This is a genomic window from Mucilaginibacter pankratovii, assembly GCF_014773265.1.
Lineage (GTDB): Bacteria > Bacteroidota > Bacteroidia > Sphingobacteriales > Sphingobacteriaceae > Mucilaginibacter > Mucilaginibacter pankratovii.
Map to the genome: position 1 here is coordinate 546,985 of NZ_JACWMY010000003.1, position 16,711 is coordinate 563,695.

The 16,711-nt window shown below is 45.1% G+C and carries 14 protein-coding genes; 12 read left to right on the plus strand and 2 right to left on the minus strand.

What is annotated here, in order from left to right:
• Positions 1–24 precede the first annotated feature (24 nt).
• The 5 genes from IDJ77_RS08140 to IDJ77_RS08160 all read left to right on the plus strand — a co-directional run bounded on the left by IDJ77_RS08140 (position 25) and on the right by IDJ77_RS08160 (position 4,814).
• Positions 25–711 (plus strand): HAD-IA family hydrolase, encoded by a 687-nt coding sequence (locus IDJ77_RS08140; protein WP_191188443.1) that lies wholly within the window; start codon positions 25–27, stop codon positions 709–711.
• Positions 711–2,036, plus strand: coding sequence for a DUF5690 family protein (locus IDJ77_RS08145; RefSeq protein WP_191188444.1), 1,326 nt, complete (start codon positions 711–713; stop codon positions 2,034–2,036). Before IDJ77_RS08140 ends, IDJ77_RS08145 begins: the two co-directional genes overlap by 1 nt.
• Entirely contained in the window at positions 2,033–3,163 is a 1,131-nt protein-coding gene (locus IDJ77_RS08150) for a TIGR03364 family FAD-dependent oxidoreductase (protein WP_191188445.1), read from the plus strand. The genes IDJ77_RS08145 and IDJ77_RS08150 overlap by 4 nt, the downstream gene beginning before the upstream one ends.
• Before the next feature lie 385 nt (positions 3,164–3,548).
• Positions 3,549–4,124: a TerD family protein gene (locus IDJ77_RS08155; RefSeq protein WP_191188446.1), complete on the plus strand. Its 576-nt coding sequence runs from the start codon at positions 3,549–3,551 to the stop codon at positions 4,122–4,124.
• 21 nt (positions 4,125–4,145) lie between these two features.
• Positions 4,146–4,814, plus strand: a complete 669-nt coding sequence (locus tag IDJ77_RS08160; RefSeq protein ID WP_191188447.1) for a TerD family protein — start codon at positions 4,146–4,148, stop codon at positions 4,812–4,814.
• A 331-nt stretch (positions 4,815–5,145) separates the two neighbouring features.
• On the opposite strand, the gene IDJ77_RS08165 is transcribed toward IDJ77_RS08160, so the two are convergent.
• Complete coding sequence (locus tag IDJ77_RS08165) at positions 5,146–6,399, minus strand: alkaline phosphatase family protein (RefSeq protein WP_191188448.1); 1,254 nt, start codon at positions 6,397–6,399, stop codon at positions 5,146–5,148.
• A 330-nt stretch (positions 6,400–6,729) separates the two neighbouring features.
• Between IDJ77_RS08165 and IDJ77_RS08170 the strand changes: the two genes are divergently transcribed.
• The 4 genes from IDJ77_RS08170 (at position 6,730) to IDJ77_RS08185 (ending at position 13,742) form a co-directional block, all read left to right on the plus strand.
• Positions 6,730–8,349, plus strand: coding sequence for a tetratricopeptide repeat protein (locus tag IDJ77_RS08170; protein ID WP_224751004.1), 1,620 nt, complete (start codon positions 6,730–6,732; stop codon positions 8,347–8,349).
• A gap of 266 nt (positions 8,350–8,615) precedes the next feature.
• A complete protein-coding gene (locus IDJ77_RS08175; RefSeq protein WP_191188449.1) occupies positions 8,616–11,393 on the plus strand; it encodes a TonB-dependent receptor in 2,778 nt (925 codons plus the stop codon).
• Positions 11,394–11,424: 31 nt separating this feature from the next.
• Entirely contained in the window at positions 11,425–12,687 is a 1,263-nt protein-coding gene (locus IDJ77_RS08180) for a right-handed parallel beta-helix repeat-containing protein (protein ID WP_191188450.1), read from the plus strand.
• A gap of 5 nt (positions 12,688–12,692) precedes the next feature.
• Complete coding sequence (locus IDJ77_RS08185) at positions 12,693–13,742, plus strand: phytase (RefSeq protein ID WP_191188451.1); 1,050 nt, start codon at positions 12,693–12,695, stop codon at positions 13,740–13,742.
• A 66-nt stretch (positions 13,743–13,808) separates the two neighbouring features.
• Here IDJ77_RS08185 and IDJ77_RS08190 read toward each other — a convergent pair whose 3' ends face one another.
• Entirely contained in the window at positions 13,809–14,003 is a 195-nt protein-coding gene (locus tag IDJ77_RS08190; protein WP_394368028.1) for an aromatic-ring hydroxylase C-terminal domain-containing protein, read from the minus strand.
• A 634-nt stretch (positions 14,004–14,637) separates the two neighbouring features.
• On the opposite strand from IDJ77_RS08190, the gene IDJ77_RS08195 reads away from it, so the two are divergent.
• Genes IDJ77_RS08195 through IDJ77_RS08205 form a run of 3 tightly spaced genes read left to right on the plus strand, consistent with a single transcriptional unit; the run spans position 14,638 to position 16,687 of the window.
• Complete coding sequence (locus IDJ77_RS08195) at positions 14,638–14,961, plus strand: transmembrane 220 family protein (protein ID WP_224751005.1); 324 nt, start codon at positions 14,638–14,640, stop codon at positions 14,959–14,961.
• A gap of 5 nt (positions 14,962–14,966) precedes the next feature.
• Positions 14,967–15,692 (plus strand): EboA domain-containing protein, encoded by a 726-nt coding sequence (locus tag IDJ77_RS08200; RefSeq protein WP_191188454.1) that lies wholly within the window; start codon positions 14,967–14,969, stop codon positions 15,690–15,692.
• Between the two features lie 14 nt (positions 15,693–15,706).
• Entirely contained in the window at positions 15,707–16,687 is a 981-nt protein-coding gene (locus tag IDJ77_RS08205) for a TatD family hydrolase (RefSeq protein ID WP_191188455.1), read from the plus strand.
• Positions 16,688–16,711: the final 24 nt, after the last annotated feature.

The window sequence follows — 16,711 nt, forward strand, 5'->3', positions numbered from 1 at the left end:
ATTGCTAAACAAAATTGTTAGCAAATGTCTATTAAACTTGTTGTTTTTGATATGGCCGGCACTACGGTCAAAGATGAAAATAAGGTAACGGAAACATTCAGGCTTGCGCTGGAAAAATACGGCTACCACGTTACTTACGACGCCATAAACCCGTTAATGGGTTACGAAAAAAGTGTTGCCATTACCAAAATGCTGCACCGGCTGGAGCCCGATACGCAAAAGATCACCCCAGACCTGATCAAAAATATCCATCAGGAGTTTATCGCGCTGATGATCAACTATTACAAAAAAGCGCCTGCTTTGGAAGCTTTGCCTAATGCCGAAAAAACTATCGCTACGCTGCGGAAAACGGGGATAAAGATAGGTGTTAACACAGGCTTTTCTAAAGATATAGCAGAAACCATCATCGAGCGCCTGCAATGGTGCGAGAAAGGATTGATAGATTATTTGATAGGATCCGACGAGGTAGAAAACGGCCGCCCCGATCCTGCCATGATAAACCGGATGATGAAACTTGCCAGAATTACCGACCCGCAGGAAGTTGCCAAGGTTGGTGATACCGAAGTGGATATCCGCGAAGGCCAAAATGCGGGGTGCAAGTATGTAATTGCGGTTACCACCGGCGCCTTTACCCGTACCGAACTGGAACCCTACCATCCCACCCATATCCTGGATGATATTGCCGGTGTGCTGGATATTGTACTCAACTAATGGCTATGCCTTTAGCCAGTAAGCTAAAAACAGCCGTAGCCAATTGGCCGTACTGGCTGGTTTCTGTTATGGCGGCTGTATCGGCATTTGGTGCTTATACATCCATGTATGCTTTTCGTAAGGCTTTTGCCGCGGGCACCTACCCCGGGCAGCAATACTTTCATGTAGATTATAAGGTTTGGCTGGTAATAGCACAAATTATTGGTTATACGCTAAGCAAGTTTTACGGCATCCGCTTTATAGCCGAAGTAAAAGGCGCTAAACGTGGATTAATTATCCTGATGCTGGTTGGTATCGCCTGGCTGGCTTTGCTGGGTTTTGCCTTAGTACCTGCCCCGTACAACATCATCTTCCTTTTTATTAACGGCTTCCCGCTCGGGCTGATATGGGGTTTGGTGTTTGGGTATTTAGAAGGGCGGCGCTCTACCGAATTTATGGCCGCGGTACTTTCCATCAGCTTAATATTCGGGTCGGGCTTTGTTAAAACCATTGGGCAAACCTTAATCCACGTTTATCACATCAGCGAATACAATATGCCCTTTTTTACTGGCGCCTTATTTGCTCTGCCGCTTGTGCTGTTTGTGTTTATGCTGGAATTGATGCCGCCACAAACTCCCCAAGACAAGCTGCTACGCGCCGAACGCGCGCCAATGAACGCGCAGGAGCGTAAATATTTTATCATTCGTTTTTTGCCGGGTATTATATTAACCCTCATTATATATGTGTTACTAACCATTATGCGCGATGTACGGGATAATTTTGAGGTAGAGATATGGAACAGCCTTGGCATAAAGGACCGTGGCATCTACACAAAAATTGATACGCAAATATCCATTATTGTTTTAGTAGCCATGAGTCTGCTTATCCTCGTCAGAAAAAACCTGCGGGCATTTAGCATCATTCACCTATTTATTATAGGCGGCTGCGTATTGGTTGGCGCGTCAACGCTATTGTTCTCCTTAAAAATGATAGGCCCCGTTACCTGGATGACTTGTGCCGGACTTGGGCTTTACCTGGGCTACGTGCCTTACAACGCTATCTTTTTCGAGCGAATGATTGCTACCTTCCATTATAAAAGCAATGTTGGTTTTGTAATGTACGTTGCCGATTCGATGGGGTACCTGGGCAGCGTTAGTGTGCTTTTGGTTAAAGAATTTGCCCGGCCAAACATTAGCTGGGGCGAGTTTTTTAAAGAAGGTGTGCTGATAGTTGCCGTTGTGGGCGGCCTATGTGGTATTTTATCATTAATTTACTTTTTGCAATCGGCCCGCCGGCAACCAACGGTACCCGAAGGTAGTGTCGATCTAAAATTTTCTACTGTATGAGCATACCATCAGCTATCGTAATTGGTGCCGGCATTGTAGGGCTGGCAACCGCCCGAGCGCTTGCTATGAGGGGTTACGAGGTAACCGTTTTTGAACGGTACGAACGCGCTGTTGGCGCATCTATACGTAATTTTGGTATGGTTTGGCCCATTGGGCAGCCTACAGGCCCTTTGTTTGAGCGGGCTATGCTCTCGCGCAGCATCTGGAAGCAAACCTGTGTGGATGCGGGTATCTGGCACGACGAGGTTGGCTCGTTACACGTGGCATACCACGATGATGAATTGGAGGTAATGGAGCAGTACGCCAACATCAATGAAAGCCTACGCGACTGTGCTTTGCTGACACCACAACAGGCATTGCAAAAATCGCCTGGGGTAAACCCTGATGGGCTTAAAGGTGCCCTGTGGAGCGGTACCGAGATGATTGTTGAGGCCCGTGCCGCCATAGGTAATATAGCGCAGTATTTGACAGATAAATACGATGTGAAATTTTACTGGAACACTGCCATAAGCCATGTGGAACAAAGCACCGTATTAAGCGGCACCCGCAGCTGGCAGGCCGATGAGATATTTATTTGCAGCGGAGTAGAATTTGAAACCCTTTACCCGCAGCTGTTTGCTGGCTTTGATATTACAAAGTGTAAGCTGCAGATGATGCGTTTGGCCGCGCAACCCGGCGACTGGCGAATTGGCCCGGCACTTTGCGGAAGTTTAAGTATGATCCATTACCCCGGCTTTCAGTCGGCAGCTGCATTGCCTGCCTTGCGTAAACGTTATGAAGCACAATACGCCGAGGAATTGAAATGGGGTATACATGTAATGGCATGCCAAAACCATACCGGCGAACTAACCGTTGGCGATTCGCACGAATATGGCCTGGTGCACGATCCCTTCGATAAAGATTTCATCAACCAGATGATCTTGAAATATCTGCAAACTTTCACCAGGTTAAAGGATAGTCGCGTAATACAAACCTGGAACGGCACCTATGCAAAAATGACCACCGGGCAAACCGAACTGGTAATGGAGCCCGAGCCGGGTGTAACCATTATTAACGGGCTTGGGGGTAACGGAATGACCTTGTCTTTTGGCCTTTGTGAACAAATTATAGCTGCCAAGTTTGATTAGTTTTTGTTGTTTGCCTGAAATGCTGTATAAACTTGTCATTGCCACCAGGTGACGGCGAGGGAGAAACTTGTTGATGCAAAGCTCTCTATTTTGCATTACCGCTTTGCATAACTAACAAGATTCCTCGTCGCTGCGCTTCCCTCGGAATGACAGAAAGAATAAAAACTTATCATTTCGACAAAGCGACAGAGAAATCCTATTGTTCGTGAATATTCTGTGCAATTTCCCTTCCTGTTAGTGTAACAATTACAATATTGTTAAATCTAAAAAATGTCATTTACTTTGACACCGAAATCGACGATGACCTCAATCGGCCGTTGCCAATTCTATTAAGATGGAAACAATCTGGCAAACAATAAAACAATAATCTTTTATACATACTAACATGGCTATTACTCTGAGAAAAGGAGAAAGGATCAACATTGGCCTTTCTAAAATTAGTGTTGGCTTAGGCTGGAACCCTAATGAAGGTTCCGGTCTCGCTTTTGACCTCGACGCATCCGCGATCATGATCGGCACCGGCCGTTTAATTCCGGCTGAAGAATTCTTTGTGTTTTATGGTAACACCACCTCTCCCGATGGTGCGCTTACCCACTCGGGTGACGACCCCACCGGCGGTAACAGCGATGGCGGCGATGACGAGGTGATCAGCGTAGACCTTAACCGGGTTGACCCGCGAATTACCGAGATCCTGTTCGTGGTAACCATCCATGAGGCAACCCACGGGCGCCAAAACTTTGGGCAGGTGCGCGATGCATACATCCGCATTGTTGACGAAACTACCGGCATGGAGATAGCCAAATACGAACTGGATGAAGACTTCTCCATTGAGACGGGGATCGAATTCGGGCGTTTGTACAAAAAAGATGTGAATTGGAAATTTGAGGCATCGGGCATTGGCTACCGCGAGGACCTTGCCTATTTCCTGAGCAAGCACTTTAAAGGTGAGATCATCAAATAACAGGAAAGGAGGTTAAACATTATGGCAATAAGTTTAATAAAAGGGCAAACTATCGATCTCCGTAAAAACGATGGCGGTACCGATTACGACCTTTCGCAAGTAACCATTGGGCTTGGCTGGGATGTGAGGAAGAAGGATACGGGTTTCTTTGCCAAACTCTTCGGCGCGGAAGAAGAAGATGAATACGATTTGGATGCGATAGCATTTTTGCTGGATGCAAACGGTAAAGTGGTAAACACCGGCCGGAAAACGCCAACCACAAATGGCCGCAGCATTAGCTATTATGGTGGCGATGTGGTATTCTTCAATTCGATGGAACACCCATCGGGTCATATCTGGCTGACCGGCGATAACCGCACCGGTGCGGGAGAGGGCGACGACGAGCAAATTATTGTAAAGCTAAACGACCTGGGGCACCAATACCAAAAGATAGTGTTTGTAGTTGCAATTTACATGGGCAAGGCACACCATCAGCACTTTGGTATGGTAGAGAACGCCTTCATCCGGGCGGTAGACAAAAAAGGCCGCGAAATTGCGAAGTTCAGCCTATCCGGCGATAGTGCCTACAACGGCATGCGTTCTATGATATTTGCTGAAGTGTACCGCAAGGATGATTCCTGGAAGTTCCGCGCCATTGGCGAACCGCATACCACAGATAATTTTGTGGATTTGCTTAAAAATTATACCTGAGAATGATAACAGGAAGCAGCATTTTTTAAATCCCTCCTTGGGGAGGGGTGCGGCAGCCGCAGCGCAAATGCAGGCAGGGGTCTAGCCGATATGTTAAGCGACGAAGGTTAGCCCCTACAGGGCAAAAAAAACGGCTATTATTTTTCTACAAAGCGGTAGTCGCTAACGCGACAGAACTGCAAATTAGACATAAGCCACACCTTCATTGCCGTCGGTTTTAACCGACGGAACACGCAGGCCATCAAAGGCTTTAGCCGAAATACTCCAAAACAAAATAGCCCGTATGCCTATCAATAAGCATACGGGCTATTACTTTCGGGGCGATTATATTTTATTTCTTCACGTCCGTTATCACCCAGGCATTTACCGTATTGTTCTTCCCTTCAATAACCACTTTGTAAAACCCTGATGGCATATCTTTAACAGAAATCAGCGCGTGTTCCTGCTCTGCGGGTACTTCGGCCAGTAATTTGTAAGTATCGGGCTTACCCTCTTTAAAATTATTGGTATTGCTTACCCAGATCTTTACTTTTTCGCCTTTGCCCAGGGCTTTCCAGCTTACATCAATATTGCCTTGTACCAGATTAGCGGTTGGCACAGCTATCGATACCAGGCCGGTAAGCGGTGTGCCGTCAATTTCGCGGCTATAATTTGCCGGGATGCTGATGTTCATGAAGCGGGCAATGGTTGGCATAATATCTACAATGCCGGGGTAATAATACTTTTGGTAGCTATTTAGTCCTTTGGCATTGGTAACCATCCAGGTAGAGCGTTGCCTTGTAGATTGCCCGCCGTGATCGCGGCCACTCGCCTCATTACGCCCATGATCTGTAGTAATGAATATGAGCCACTCCTCGTTAAATTTTTGCTGGCGGTATTGTATGGCTTCCCATAGTTTCCCCATCTGCTTATCCATCATTTCGATGGCACTATAATACTGCGGACTATCGCCATACCGGTGCCCCATGTCATCGGTGTATTCCAGGTATACCCAGGAAAGGTCCGGTGCCGTTACTTTAATGCCTTTGGCCGCTTCGGCCACAACCTTTTCATCAATGCGGTGCATATAGGCGCTTTCCTTATCATGCTTAAAGTTAATGGTGTCGAGCTCAAACCCATCGGCATGATAGTCTACTTTTATGTTATTTGTGGCGGCCAGGCCATCTCCAACCAGTTTGGTGCGGTTATCCAGCCAGCTGGAGTATACTGCTATTTTTTTGTTGGGGTACTGATCCTTAAACAATCGGAATATTGTAGGATAACTGTAGTTGGGGGCTTTAATATCGTTATCCCAAACATTGTGCTTGTTAACCCAGGTACCAGTAAGCAGGCTATTATACCCTACGGCCGAAATAGTTGGCGTTTGGCTATAACCTCCCTTTTCGCCGCCCACGTGTGCCCTCATATATTTTCCTTGTGTAGCTATCAGCTTAAGATTAGGGGTGCTCGTTTTTTCAATTACATCGGCGGGGATGCCGTCAACAATTACAAACAAGGCTTTTTTTACCTTTTGCTGCGCATAGGTAATGGTTGATATACATAAAGACAGTATAACGAGCTTAAATATTTTGGAAAAAGAAATCATACAAGATTATTTTGTGGCTAAGCTAAATTATAAAAAAGTTGCCTGGGTTAAGCAATTATTATCTTATCGCCAGGGAAGTCCCTTTTTAAAACAGAACCACTAACAGTACGGATTTTGGTAATAATTTCAATCGCTTTTTAGGCTTGTTCGCGTTCGACATAGGGCGCGAACAGCCCGAACAAGCCCGAACACGCGTGATTTTAAACGAATCACCACTGAATAAGCCTGTGAAAATGCTAAAATATACAGATTGGGTATTAACACATTGTTAGTCATTTAACATTAACTTAATATTAAAGCGCTTAATTTGATTGAATTGACACAATGAGAATGCGCATGATTAAAAAGGTTGGCCTGGTAGTTTTAACGAAGCTTTTGTTACTGTCGGCCATATGCGCACATGCACAAACTCCCGTGCTTTCCGATCTGCCATCCACCAGCCAAAAGCATCCCGACCAGGCATTGGTTATACTGAAGAAAAGGCATGGACAGGCGGTTGATAATAACGATGCCGTTACCGCCGGAATTTGCCTGAAGCAAATGGGGCAGATCTGCTATAACCAGGGGCACTATGCCCAGGCACTCGAATTTTATCTGCATGCAGATAAGGTGTTATCAGCAGTAAATGACAAAAGTTTACTCGCCCAGAATTACGGCGAAATGGGCGTGCTGTATTATTATAATAAACAGCCAGCCAAATCGCGCGAGATGTATAACAAGGCCTTGCTTATTTACAATCAAACCGATAATCAAAAAGGTAAAGCAGAGATATTCGGCAACATTGGGCACCTGTACGAAAAAAGCAAACAGTATGATAGTGCCTTTTACTACCAGCATTTGGCATTGGATAGTTATACGCGCGCTAATTACAAGCAAGGGGCTGCCAAAATTTATGAGAACCTGGGCAGTATATATGAGGATTTAACTAAATACGACTCGGCATACACCAGCTTTAACCATTCGCTGCAACTTTATAAGGAAGAGCGAAATGAGATTGCGAGCATAGAGGTGCTTAATAACCTGGGAGATATTCTGCGTAAAACGGGTAAGTATGCCGAAAGCATTACGCAATCGCGCAAGGCTATGGAGCTTGCCCGGCAAACGGGTAACGGATACCAACTGGCAGCTTGCAGTAAAGATCTGGGTAAAGCCTACGAACTAATGAACCGTATGGATAGCGCATACTATTACGCCGAGTTGAGTCGCAAGTACTCTTTGGAGGTTTATTCAAAAGATGGGGTTAACCAAACGGCATTTCTGCAGGTGCTTTATGATATCAATAAAAAGAGCGACGAAATAAACCGCCTTAACAATATCCGCAAGATCAACCGGATCATAACCGCGGCAGTGGTGGTTGTTGTTCTGCTGTTGATTGTTTTAGCCATCGTTATATTCAGCCGCCAGCGGCTTAAAATAAAAGACCAGCGCGCCCTGGCCAGGCAAAGTGAGGCGGAGCATCACCTGATGCAATTGCAATTGAAAAACCAGCAACTGGAAGAGGAAAGCCTAAAACAGCAACTGGATGTAAAAAGCAGGGAGCTATCTGCCCATACTTTAAATTTAATAAAGAACAACCAGCTGTTAGAGCAACTCAGGAGCACTTTACAGGCGATGGTAAAAGAGGATAAGCGCGATCAAAAGAAACAAATGCAGCAAATCATCCTGCAGATAAACGAAAGCTTTAATCACGAACAGCACTGGAAAGAATTTACCACGGCCTTCGAGCAGGTGCATCAGCAGTTTTTTGATAATATAAAAAAGCATAGCAACGAGTTAACATCCGCAGATATGCGGCTTATAGCATTGCTTCGCATCAATCTCGATTCCGCAGATATCGCTACATTGCTTAATATCTCCACCGATAGTCTCCGCGTTTCGCGCTACAGGTTGCGCAAAAAGCTCAATATGCCACAAGGCGATAACCTAACCGCTTTTATACAATCCCTCTGATAGCGTTACATCAGGCCTGTTTAAGGAGCTTTTTTTCGCCAAAAGAACGAGTTAACATTATCTTAATGTAACGGTAATAAAATGATAACGGCGGTTTTTATTTGATATAAATATTTGTAAATCATTGTATTATATATTTAAGTTGCTTTTTGATATACGCTACATGTAACGGTGTTGCCTTTGTGTAACCCTCAAAGTTTCATTTGTGTTTTTCTGTAACTCACCTTTGCAGCGTCATCAAAAAGTATGAACGTTATCACACAGCAATGAATAAAATTTTACAGATCCTGTTACCGCTGCTATTTTGTGCTACAATAGCCAGCGCCGCAAAAATTAAAGGCCATGTTTATGATAAGCAATCGGGCGAAGCACTTGTAGGCGCTACCGTTGTTTTGGAGAAAACAGGCAAAGCCACCAGTACCGGGCTGGATGGGTCGTTTGAAATAAAGGACGTACCCGCAGGAGCCGCAACTATCCGGATCACTTATATCACTTACAAAACCGTGGTAAAGGAAATTTTGATCCTCGAGAAAGACAATCCCCATATTAAGATCTATATGGAGACTGCAGGCAAAGATCTTAACGAGGTGGTAATACGCGCCACAGCAAGCGGATCGAACGACCGCGATGCCCGCCGGATAGAGCAAAATGCTACTCAGGTAATGAATATCGTATCGGGCAAGGCTATAGAGGTATCTCCCGATCTGACCGTAGCCAACGTAATGCAGCGTGTATCGGGTGTATCTATCGAGCGTAACAGCAACGGCGATGGCCAGTATGCTATTCTGCGTGGTATGGATAAACGTTATAACTACACCCTGGTAAATGGCGTAAAAATCCCAAGCCCGGATAACAAATACCGTTATGTGCCGCTTGATCTTTTCCCTTCCGATCTGTTGGATCGTTTAGAGGTTTACAAAACACTTACGCCCAACTTAGAGGGTGATGCAATTGGCGGCGCGGTTAATATGGTGATGAAGAACGCACCCGATCATTTCCAGGTGAATGCCAACATTGCTACCGGTTACAGCCAGCTGTTTTTCGATCGTAAGTTTACAAGCTTCGATGCATCGGGCATCAATCATAAATCGCCGTACGAAATAAATGGCCGCACTTACAGCGCTACCCAGGCCGATTTTTCTAAAGGTGTGCTTGATTACACTACCAAAAGGCCGGCGCCAAACATGTTAGGCAGCTTATCCATCGGTCAGCGGTTTTTAGATAGCAAACTGGGCCTTATTTTAGCCGGTAGCTACCAAAACACTTATCGCGGCAGCAACAGCACCTTGTATAACGCATCTATTAACGGTACCGATGAGTACAGCGTTATCACCAGCAAAAGCTACCGCGAGTTTTCGGAGCAGCAGAAACGCCTTGGCTTACATGGCAAGCTTGATTATGTGTTTAACAATAATAACAAGATAAGCCTGTACAATGTATATGTAAATCTCAAAAACCAGCAGGTACGCGATGCGGTTACCACCAACTACAATGGAGTGTACAACCCTGACGCAGGCAATGCAGAACTTACTTATAATACCCGCAGCCGCTTAACCGAGCAGCAGATATACAACAGCACGCTGCATGGCGATCATAAATTCTTCAACGAGAAATTTAAGGTGCAGTGGTCGGCAGTATATTCATCCGCTAAAAACGATGTGCCTCAAAATACCAATATAGAGTTGAATGGCCTGCGCCAGAACTTCCAGGAAAAACGTACTTCATTGGTAAACACTTCCCCGGTAGAAAGCCGCTGGGAACGTAACACCGATGATGATAAAGCAGGTTATTTAGACCTTACGTACAGCTTAAAAACAGGCGAAAACAAGCTGGACCTAATGGCCGGTGGTTTGTACCGCGATAAGCAACGCAGCAGCTTTTACAACAACTACACCCTTGCGCCATCGGCAGCCAATGCGGGTTTGCAGTACGGGGTAGATTTTCAAAACTACACCGATCTGGCCCTTGTGGTGAGTAACCCTACAGGTGGCGTAGCCAACTCTTTAACTTACGATGCATCTGAAAAAACCACAGCGGGTTACGGTATGTTTAAATACACCGGTAAATCGTTAGAATTAGTTGGTGGTGCCCGTGTAGAACATACCGACCAGGGCTACCGGATGCTGTTTGCGCAAGGCGAATCGCGCCCTACCGGTAACCAAATTTACACGGATGTGTTACCAAGCTTAACAGCTAAATACCATTTAAGCGATAAAGCCCAGTTACATGCATCGTACTACAAAGCCATTAACCGCCCCGGCTTTTATGAACTGGTGCCCGGCGGAACTATTAACGAAGATTATAACGAAGCAGGTAACCCCGATTTGAAGCGCGCCAAAGCTGATAACTACGATCTGCGTTACGAATTATTCCCGGGTGCATCTGAGCAGTTATTGGTTGGTGCTTTTTACAAACGCATAAAAGACCCTATCGAGTTCACCTTCCAGGCAAATGGTACGCGTCCGCAGGATACCTACTACACCCCCGGCAATTTTGGTACGGCCAATAACTTTGGTGCAGAGGTAGATTACATTAAGTTTTTTAACAAGATTGGTATTAAGGCCAACTATACCTACACCCACTCGCGCATTACTACTACCAAAAATAAACGCCAGATCAATAGCACCACCGGCAATATCGAAACCATAACGGTGGATCAGACCAGGCCGTTGTATGGCCAGTCGGAGCATATCGGTAACATCTCCCTGCTTTATAAAGACACCAAAAAAGGCTGGGATTTACAAATAGCGGGTGCATATACCGGTTCGCGTATCAACACCGTATCACAGTTTGTAAATAATGATCTGTGGCAGACGGGCTTTGTGCAGATGGATGCATCAGCCGAAAAAAGGTTTAAAGGCGGTATCAGCGTATTTGCCAAAGCAAATAACATTCTTAATACGCCAACCAAGCTGTTTATTAAGGGCACTAACCCCGAGAACGACAAGCTGAAAGAAAACCTAAGTACAAATGGCGGTACCCTTATACGTAACGACCTGTACGGCCAAACATATTTATTAGGCCTGCGCTACAAATTCAATTAATCTGTAAAAACGATATTTAAAAAGAGATATAATGAAATTCAAACAAATTATTGCAGCAATAGCGCTGACAGCAGTAGTATTTAGCGGCTGCGAAAAAGCGAATATAGATGTAGATACCACGCCAACAAGTGGTTCGGCAATAGGCGAAGTATCGGGCGTTTGGGCAAAAGGCAGCGTACACGAAATTAAGGGTGATATTATTATCCCCGAAGGTAAAACCCTTACCATTGAAGAGGGCGTAACCGTGCTGATGGATGTAACCGCCAAGCCCGAGATAGTAGTAAAAGGCAACTTATACGCCTTGGGTACGGTAGAGAACCCGGTTAAGTTTACCGTGAGCGATGCTTACCGCACTGCCGAAAATAAATTTGGTAAGCTTTGGGGCGGCATTTTAGCAGGCCCAACCTGTGCCGAATTAGTGCTGGACCATACCATTTTGGAATATGGCGGCGCAACAACTTCAGATGCATCTACATCGGTTAAAATGGGTTTATACAAAGCAGTAGCAGGCGAAAACCTGCCTGCCCTATGGTTCTCTAACGTAAATGGTAAACTGGTTGTGCAGAACAGTATTGTTCGCAATTTTCAGGAGGATTGTACCTATATAGAGGGTGGTAAGATCATTTTTGCTAACAACGTATTTTACACCACGGGCGTAACAGGCGGCGAAGCGATGAACTTTAAATCGGGCTGTTTAGCCGATGTTGCCAATAACCTGGTTTACAGCACCAATACCAACGCGCTTAAATTATCAAACAGCGGGGACCGCACGCCACAGGCCTACATCATTGCTTACAATAATACTATGGTTAATACCGGCTGGAGAAGGCCAACCGCTAAAGGTGGTTCTATCTGGTTAGAGGCTACGGTACGCGCCGAACTTTACAACAATCTTTTTGTCAACACCCGCTTTGGCGTAAAACGCGACCCTAAAAAACCAGAAGATGCGCGATCTAAATACAGCAACAACTGGTACTATGGATACGATCAGACAACCGTCACCCAATTTCAGCCAGGTGCTAACGATATTGTTGCAGGTGTAAATGATGTAAGGGGCACCGCCGCAGGCGCTAACGACCCTAAGTTTGTTAACTATCCGTTGAACACACCGGTTATAAATGCGGATTTTAATACAGCATGGGATTTTCATTTACAGGGTAATTCCCCGGCATTAGCTAAGGGCATTACTACCTTTACCCGGCACCACAAAGCGGGTATAACAACCGCAAACGGGATTACTTACGTGTCACCGGAGCCTGCTGCTTATGTAGGTGCATACGGCATTAAATTATAAGGGGAATGAAGTATAGTTATAATACTATTTGCCTGTTAGGCTTAGGTTTTTCTGTTTTGGTTTCGTGCAAACCAGCCCCCGATACAAACGCAATAAAACCCGCGGTGATCACCCAACCGGTAAAGTACGATACCGATGACCCGGCCATATGGGTAAATAAGGCGGATCCATCTAAAAGTTTGGTAATAGGTACCGATAAAAATACCGACGGCGCTTTATATGTCTTTGATCTGGATGGTAAAATAATAGCCGATAAAGTAATAAGAGGGTTAAAACGCCCCAATAATGTTGACCTTGCCTACGGCCTGATGCTGAACGGCAAGCCAACCGATATCGCTATTACTACCGAACGGATGACACACAAGCTGCGCATTTTCTCCCTGCCGGATATGAAGCCGGTAGACAACGGTGGCATTGAGATGTTTACCAACGAAAAGGGTTTCGAGTATCGCGACCTGATGGGGATAGCTATTTATACGGCTAAGGACGGCAAAATGTATGCGGTAGTGGGTAGAAAAAACGGACCCAAAACCGGCGGCTACATTTGGCAATATTTATTGGGAGATGATGGCACCGGCAATGTGAAAGCCACCCTCGTACGTAAGTTTGGCGAATACAGTGGTAAAAAGGAGATAGAATCCATAGCCGTAGATAACGAGCTGGGGTACATCTATTACTCTGATGAGCAAACAGGCGTAAGGCAATACTATGCCGACCCGGAAAAAGGCGATAAACAACTAGCCATATTTGGTACCAGCGGTTTTAATGCCGACCATGAAGGGATCTCCATTTATAAACTCACAGATACTACCGGTTATATTTTGGTATCAGACCAGGGCGCTAACCGCTTCCAGATCTTTAGTCGCGAAGGAATAAACCATAAACTGCTTAAAGTAGCCAATGTTTCTGCCCGCCAGAGCGACGGATCAGACGTAGTTAATGTGCCATTGAATGATACTTTTAAGCATGGATTGTTTGTAGTAATGAGCGATGACAAAACATTACACTACTACAAGTGGGAGGATATTGCAGGATTGGAATTGCGCGTAAAATAAACTTCACCGATTTGATTAAAACGAGATCAGCCCGCCAGGGCTGATCTCGTTTTTGCTATATAACATTTATAGATCATTCGGCGCAAACCACCGGGCGGCAACCTTTTCAAGTTCGCCGCAATCGGCCCCGCCCTCAGAAACCCAGGCGACGATGCCATCGGGGCGTATCATTAACGCGCTCAAGCCGAATTGCTCCTTCGCCCCCGCCGAAACATATTTCATTCGACCGCTGCTTAGGTGGGCTTGATCGGTATAGCCCAACTCATGAGCTAAGCCGGCCAGGCCGATGTCCGGATAATGCCATAAATGGTTGCGTACCTGTCAAAGCGTATTAAGCCCGATACATCTTTAACGGTATAGCCGGAAGATTGCTTGAAGGCCCTCTCTAAGGTGCGAACCGTTGCATGAGCCGCCGGGCATGGTGCCGTTTGCTTCGCGTATCGCAGTTCCCGCTTTATATAGCATACTGCTGGTAGCAACCTGCGACCGTGCATTCAGGAAATACTGTTTTATACTGTTTTGCAGGTTTTTTTTAATTTCACCATAACTCAAACTGCGAGAATTGAATTCCAAAATTACGGACCAATGAAAAGATTTAAGTTTATATAATTGAGGCTTTTGAGAACATTGCGATGGTAAATACTTATAATTGGCAATACCGCAAGCACACTTGCTGGTTTAGGTGATTGTAATATGGTGATCGTATACAATCGTCCGTTGAAAAGGGATGTTTTTTAAAATACATGTTATCGCATTTTTAATACTTGATTGTCCAAATGTATATTAAAAGTCAAAATACAATTCCTCGTTCAATTTTATATGGACTTTATTACTTTTATACCTTTGTAATACGAAGGCTTTGATTTACTTTAATATTTTGTGTGTAATATCGTTTTTGATATTCGCTTATTTGAATTTTAACGACCCTGATTGGTACCTGTGGGTGCCAATCTACTTAAGTGCGACCGCATGCTGCGGACTTGCAGTGGTAAATATGGTCTACCCAACCATCTATTTGTTGCTGATGGTATTTTATCTAATTTATGCTGCGTTGCTCTTCTTTCAACAGGATGGCGTCCGCGATTGGATTTCCAAATATAACAGGCCAAGTTTAGTACAAAGCATGCAAGCCGAAAAACCGTACATTGAAAAAACACGCGAATTCTTTGGGCTGCTTATCATCACCGCGGCTTTAATGGTCAATTATTTGTCTATATAGCTGAGATGTATACATACGATATCGATGCGCTAAAACAATTGCTTGGTTTAATTATGCATGACAATATCTCGCCGGATGTTTTAGCGTGGTTAATGAAGCAAGGAAATAGCAATAATACTGCTGCCTTCCATGCTGCTTTTGTAATGATGCCGCGAAAGACCGGAAGGTTAACAATATCTGTAACACCGGTACAAATCACGCAACTAAACACCATCCGCCCTAACTTCAACATTGAGGGCTGGACAGCCGACCGCCTCGGCCGGGTATTTTTACTAACATTAGCTGATGCAATTGATAGAAGTCATTACTTAAAGGTGATTGAGAGTTTATTTCGTGCAGGGGAAATGAATGAGTTGGTAGCGCTATATTCAGCCCTGCCATTACTGGCTTATCCAGAGTCGTGGGCCATGCGTTGCGCAGAAGGAATTCGCAGCAATATCGGTAATGTGCTCGAAGCTATTATGTACCGCAATCCCTACCCCAGCGAGCAGCTCTCGGCAGATGCCTGGAATCAGTTGGTGATGAAAGCTATTTTCACTGAAAAAGAAATTGGTTTGATTATTGGACTATATGAACGCAATAACGCCGAGCTCGCTCGAATCCTGTTGGACCACGCCCGTGAACGTGGCGCTGCCGGCCGTACCGTACCAACGGAATTATGGAAACTGGCTCAGCAGTTTACCGAGGCGGGGCTAATAGATAAATTGAAACAAGATTATCAACTAAACTGAATAAATTTAAAGATATGTGCTGTAGCCGATCTGTTGAGAACGAATACCATCCGGAAGTTGTACCGGAGTTATTTGATATAAGCGCTATAAAGGGAATGAAGTTTTTTGACCCGCATGTGCATATGACATCGCGCACAACCGACGATTACCAGGCCATGGCTGATGCCGGAGTGGTAGCTTTGATAGAACCTGCATTTTGGTTGGGACAACCGCGGACGGGACTGGATAGTTTCCGCGACTACTATAGCAGCTTAATTGGATGGGAGCGGTTTCGTTCCTCGCAATTTGGTATCAAACATTACTGCACTATTGGACTGAACTCGCGTGAAGCCAATAATGAGGCCTTAGCTGAACAAGTTATGGAAATCCTGCCTTTATTTATTTATAAAGAAGGAGTGGTAGGTGTAGGTGAAATTGGTTTTGATGACCAGACCGCTGCCGAGGAAAAATATTACCGATTGCAATTGGACTTAGCTAAAGAGGCTGGGCTGCCGGTGCAGGTACACACGCCTCACCGGGATAAAAAGCGCGGCACGCAACGCAGTATGGACATTGCCGTTGAGCACGGCCTAAACCCATATAGCGTGATCGTTGACCATAATAACGAAGAGACCGTTAAAGAAGTCCTTGACCGGGGTTTTTGGGCAGCGTTCACTATTTATCCGTTCACCAAAATGGGTAACCAACGCATGGTGGAGATTGTAAAGCAATACGGTTCGGAACGTATCATGATCAACTCTGCTGCCGATTGGGGAATCAGCGATCCGCTGGCTGTACCTAAAACTGCAGCGCTAATGCAGCAACAGGGTATAAGTACGGGGGATATTGAACGGGTAACTTATCGTAATGCCATCACCGCATTCGCGCAAAGCGGGCAAATTGATGAAACTGAGTTCAGTAGTACTATCGACCAGAGCACCAAATTTGCAGGAAATAGCATTTTACGGGGTGGCCAGCAACCACGTATAGATAAATCTTCTATTATTATCAGTTAAGATTTTGAACAATACAATCAATTA

Bases quoted from the DNA above. Each gene is read 5' to 3' on its own strand.
- IDJ77_RS08140 (WP_191188443.1), top strand. From the start codon at position 25: ATGTCTATTAAACTTGTTGTTTTTGATATGGCCGGCACTACGGTCAAA.
- IDJ77_RS08145 (WP_191188444.1), top strand. From the start codon at position 711: ATGGCTATGCCTTTAGCCAGTAAGCTAAAAACAGCCGTAGCCAATTGG.
- IDJ77_RS08150 (WP_191188445.1), top strand. From the start codon at position 2,033: ATGAGCATACCATCAGCTATCGTAATTGGTGCCGGCATTGTAGGGCTG.
- IDJ77_RS08155 (WP_191188446.1), top strand. From the start codon at position 3,549: ATGGCTATTACTCTGAGAAAAGGAGAAAGGATCAACATTGGCCTTTCT.
- IDJ77_RS08160 (WP_191188447.1), top strand. From the start codon at position 4,146: ATGGCAATAAGTTTAATAAAAGGGCAAACTATCGATCTCCGTAAAAAC.
- IDJ77_RS08165 (WP_191188448.1), bottom strand. From the start codon at position 6,399: ATGATTTCTTTTTCCAAAATATTTAAGCTCGTTATACTGTCTTTATGT.
- IDJ77_RS08170 (WP_224751004.1), top strand. From the start codon at position 6,730: ATGCGCATGATTAAAAAGGTTGGCCTGGTAGTTTTAACGAAGCTTTTG.
- IDJ77_RS08175 (WP_191188449.1), top strand. From the start codon at position 8,616: ATGAATAAAATTTTACAGATCCTGTTACCGCTGCTATTTTGTGCTACA.
- IDJ77_RS08180 (WP_191188450.1), top strand. From the start codon at position 11,425: ATGAAATTCAAACAAATTATTGCAGCAATAGCGCTGACAGCAGTAGTA.
- IDJ77_RS08185 (WP_191188451.1), top strand. From the start codon at position 12,693: ATGAAGTATAGTTATAATACTATTTGCCTGTTAGGCTTAGGTTTTTCT.
- IDJ77_RS08200 (WP_191188454.1), top strand. From the start codon at position 14,967: ATGTATACATACGATATCGATGCGCTAAAACAATTGCTTGGTTTAATT.
- IDJ77_RS08205 (WP_191188455.1), top strand. From the start codon at position 15,707: ATGTGCTGTAGCCGATCTGTTGAGAACGAATACCATCCGGAAGTTGTA.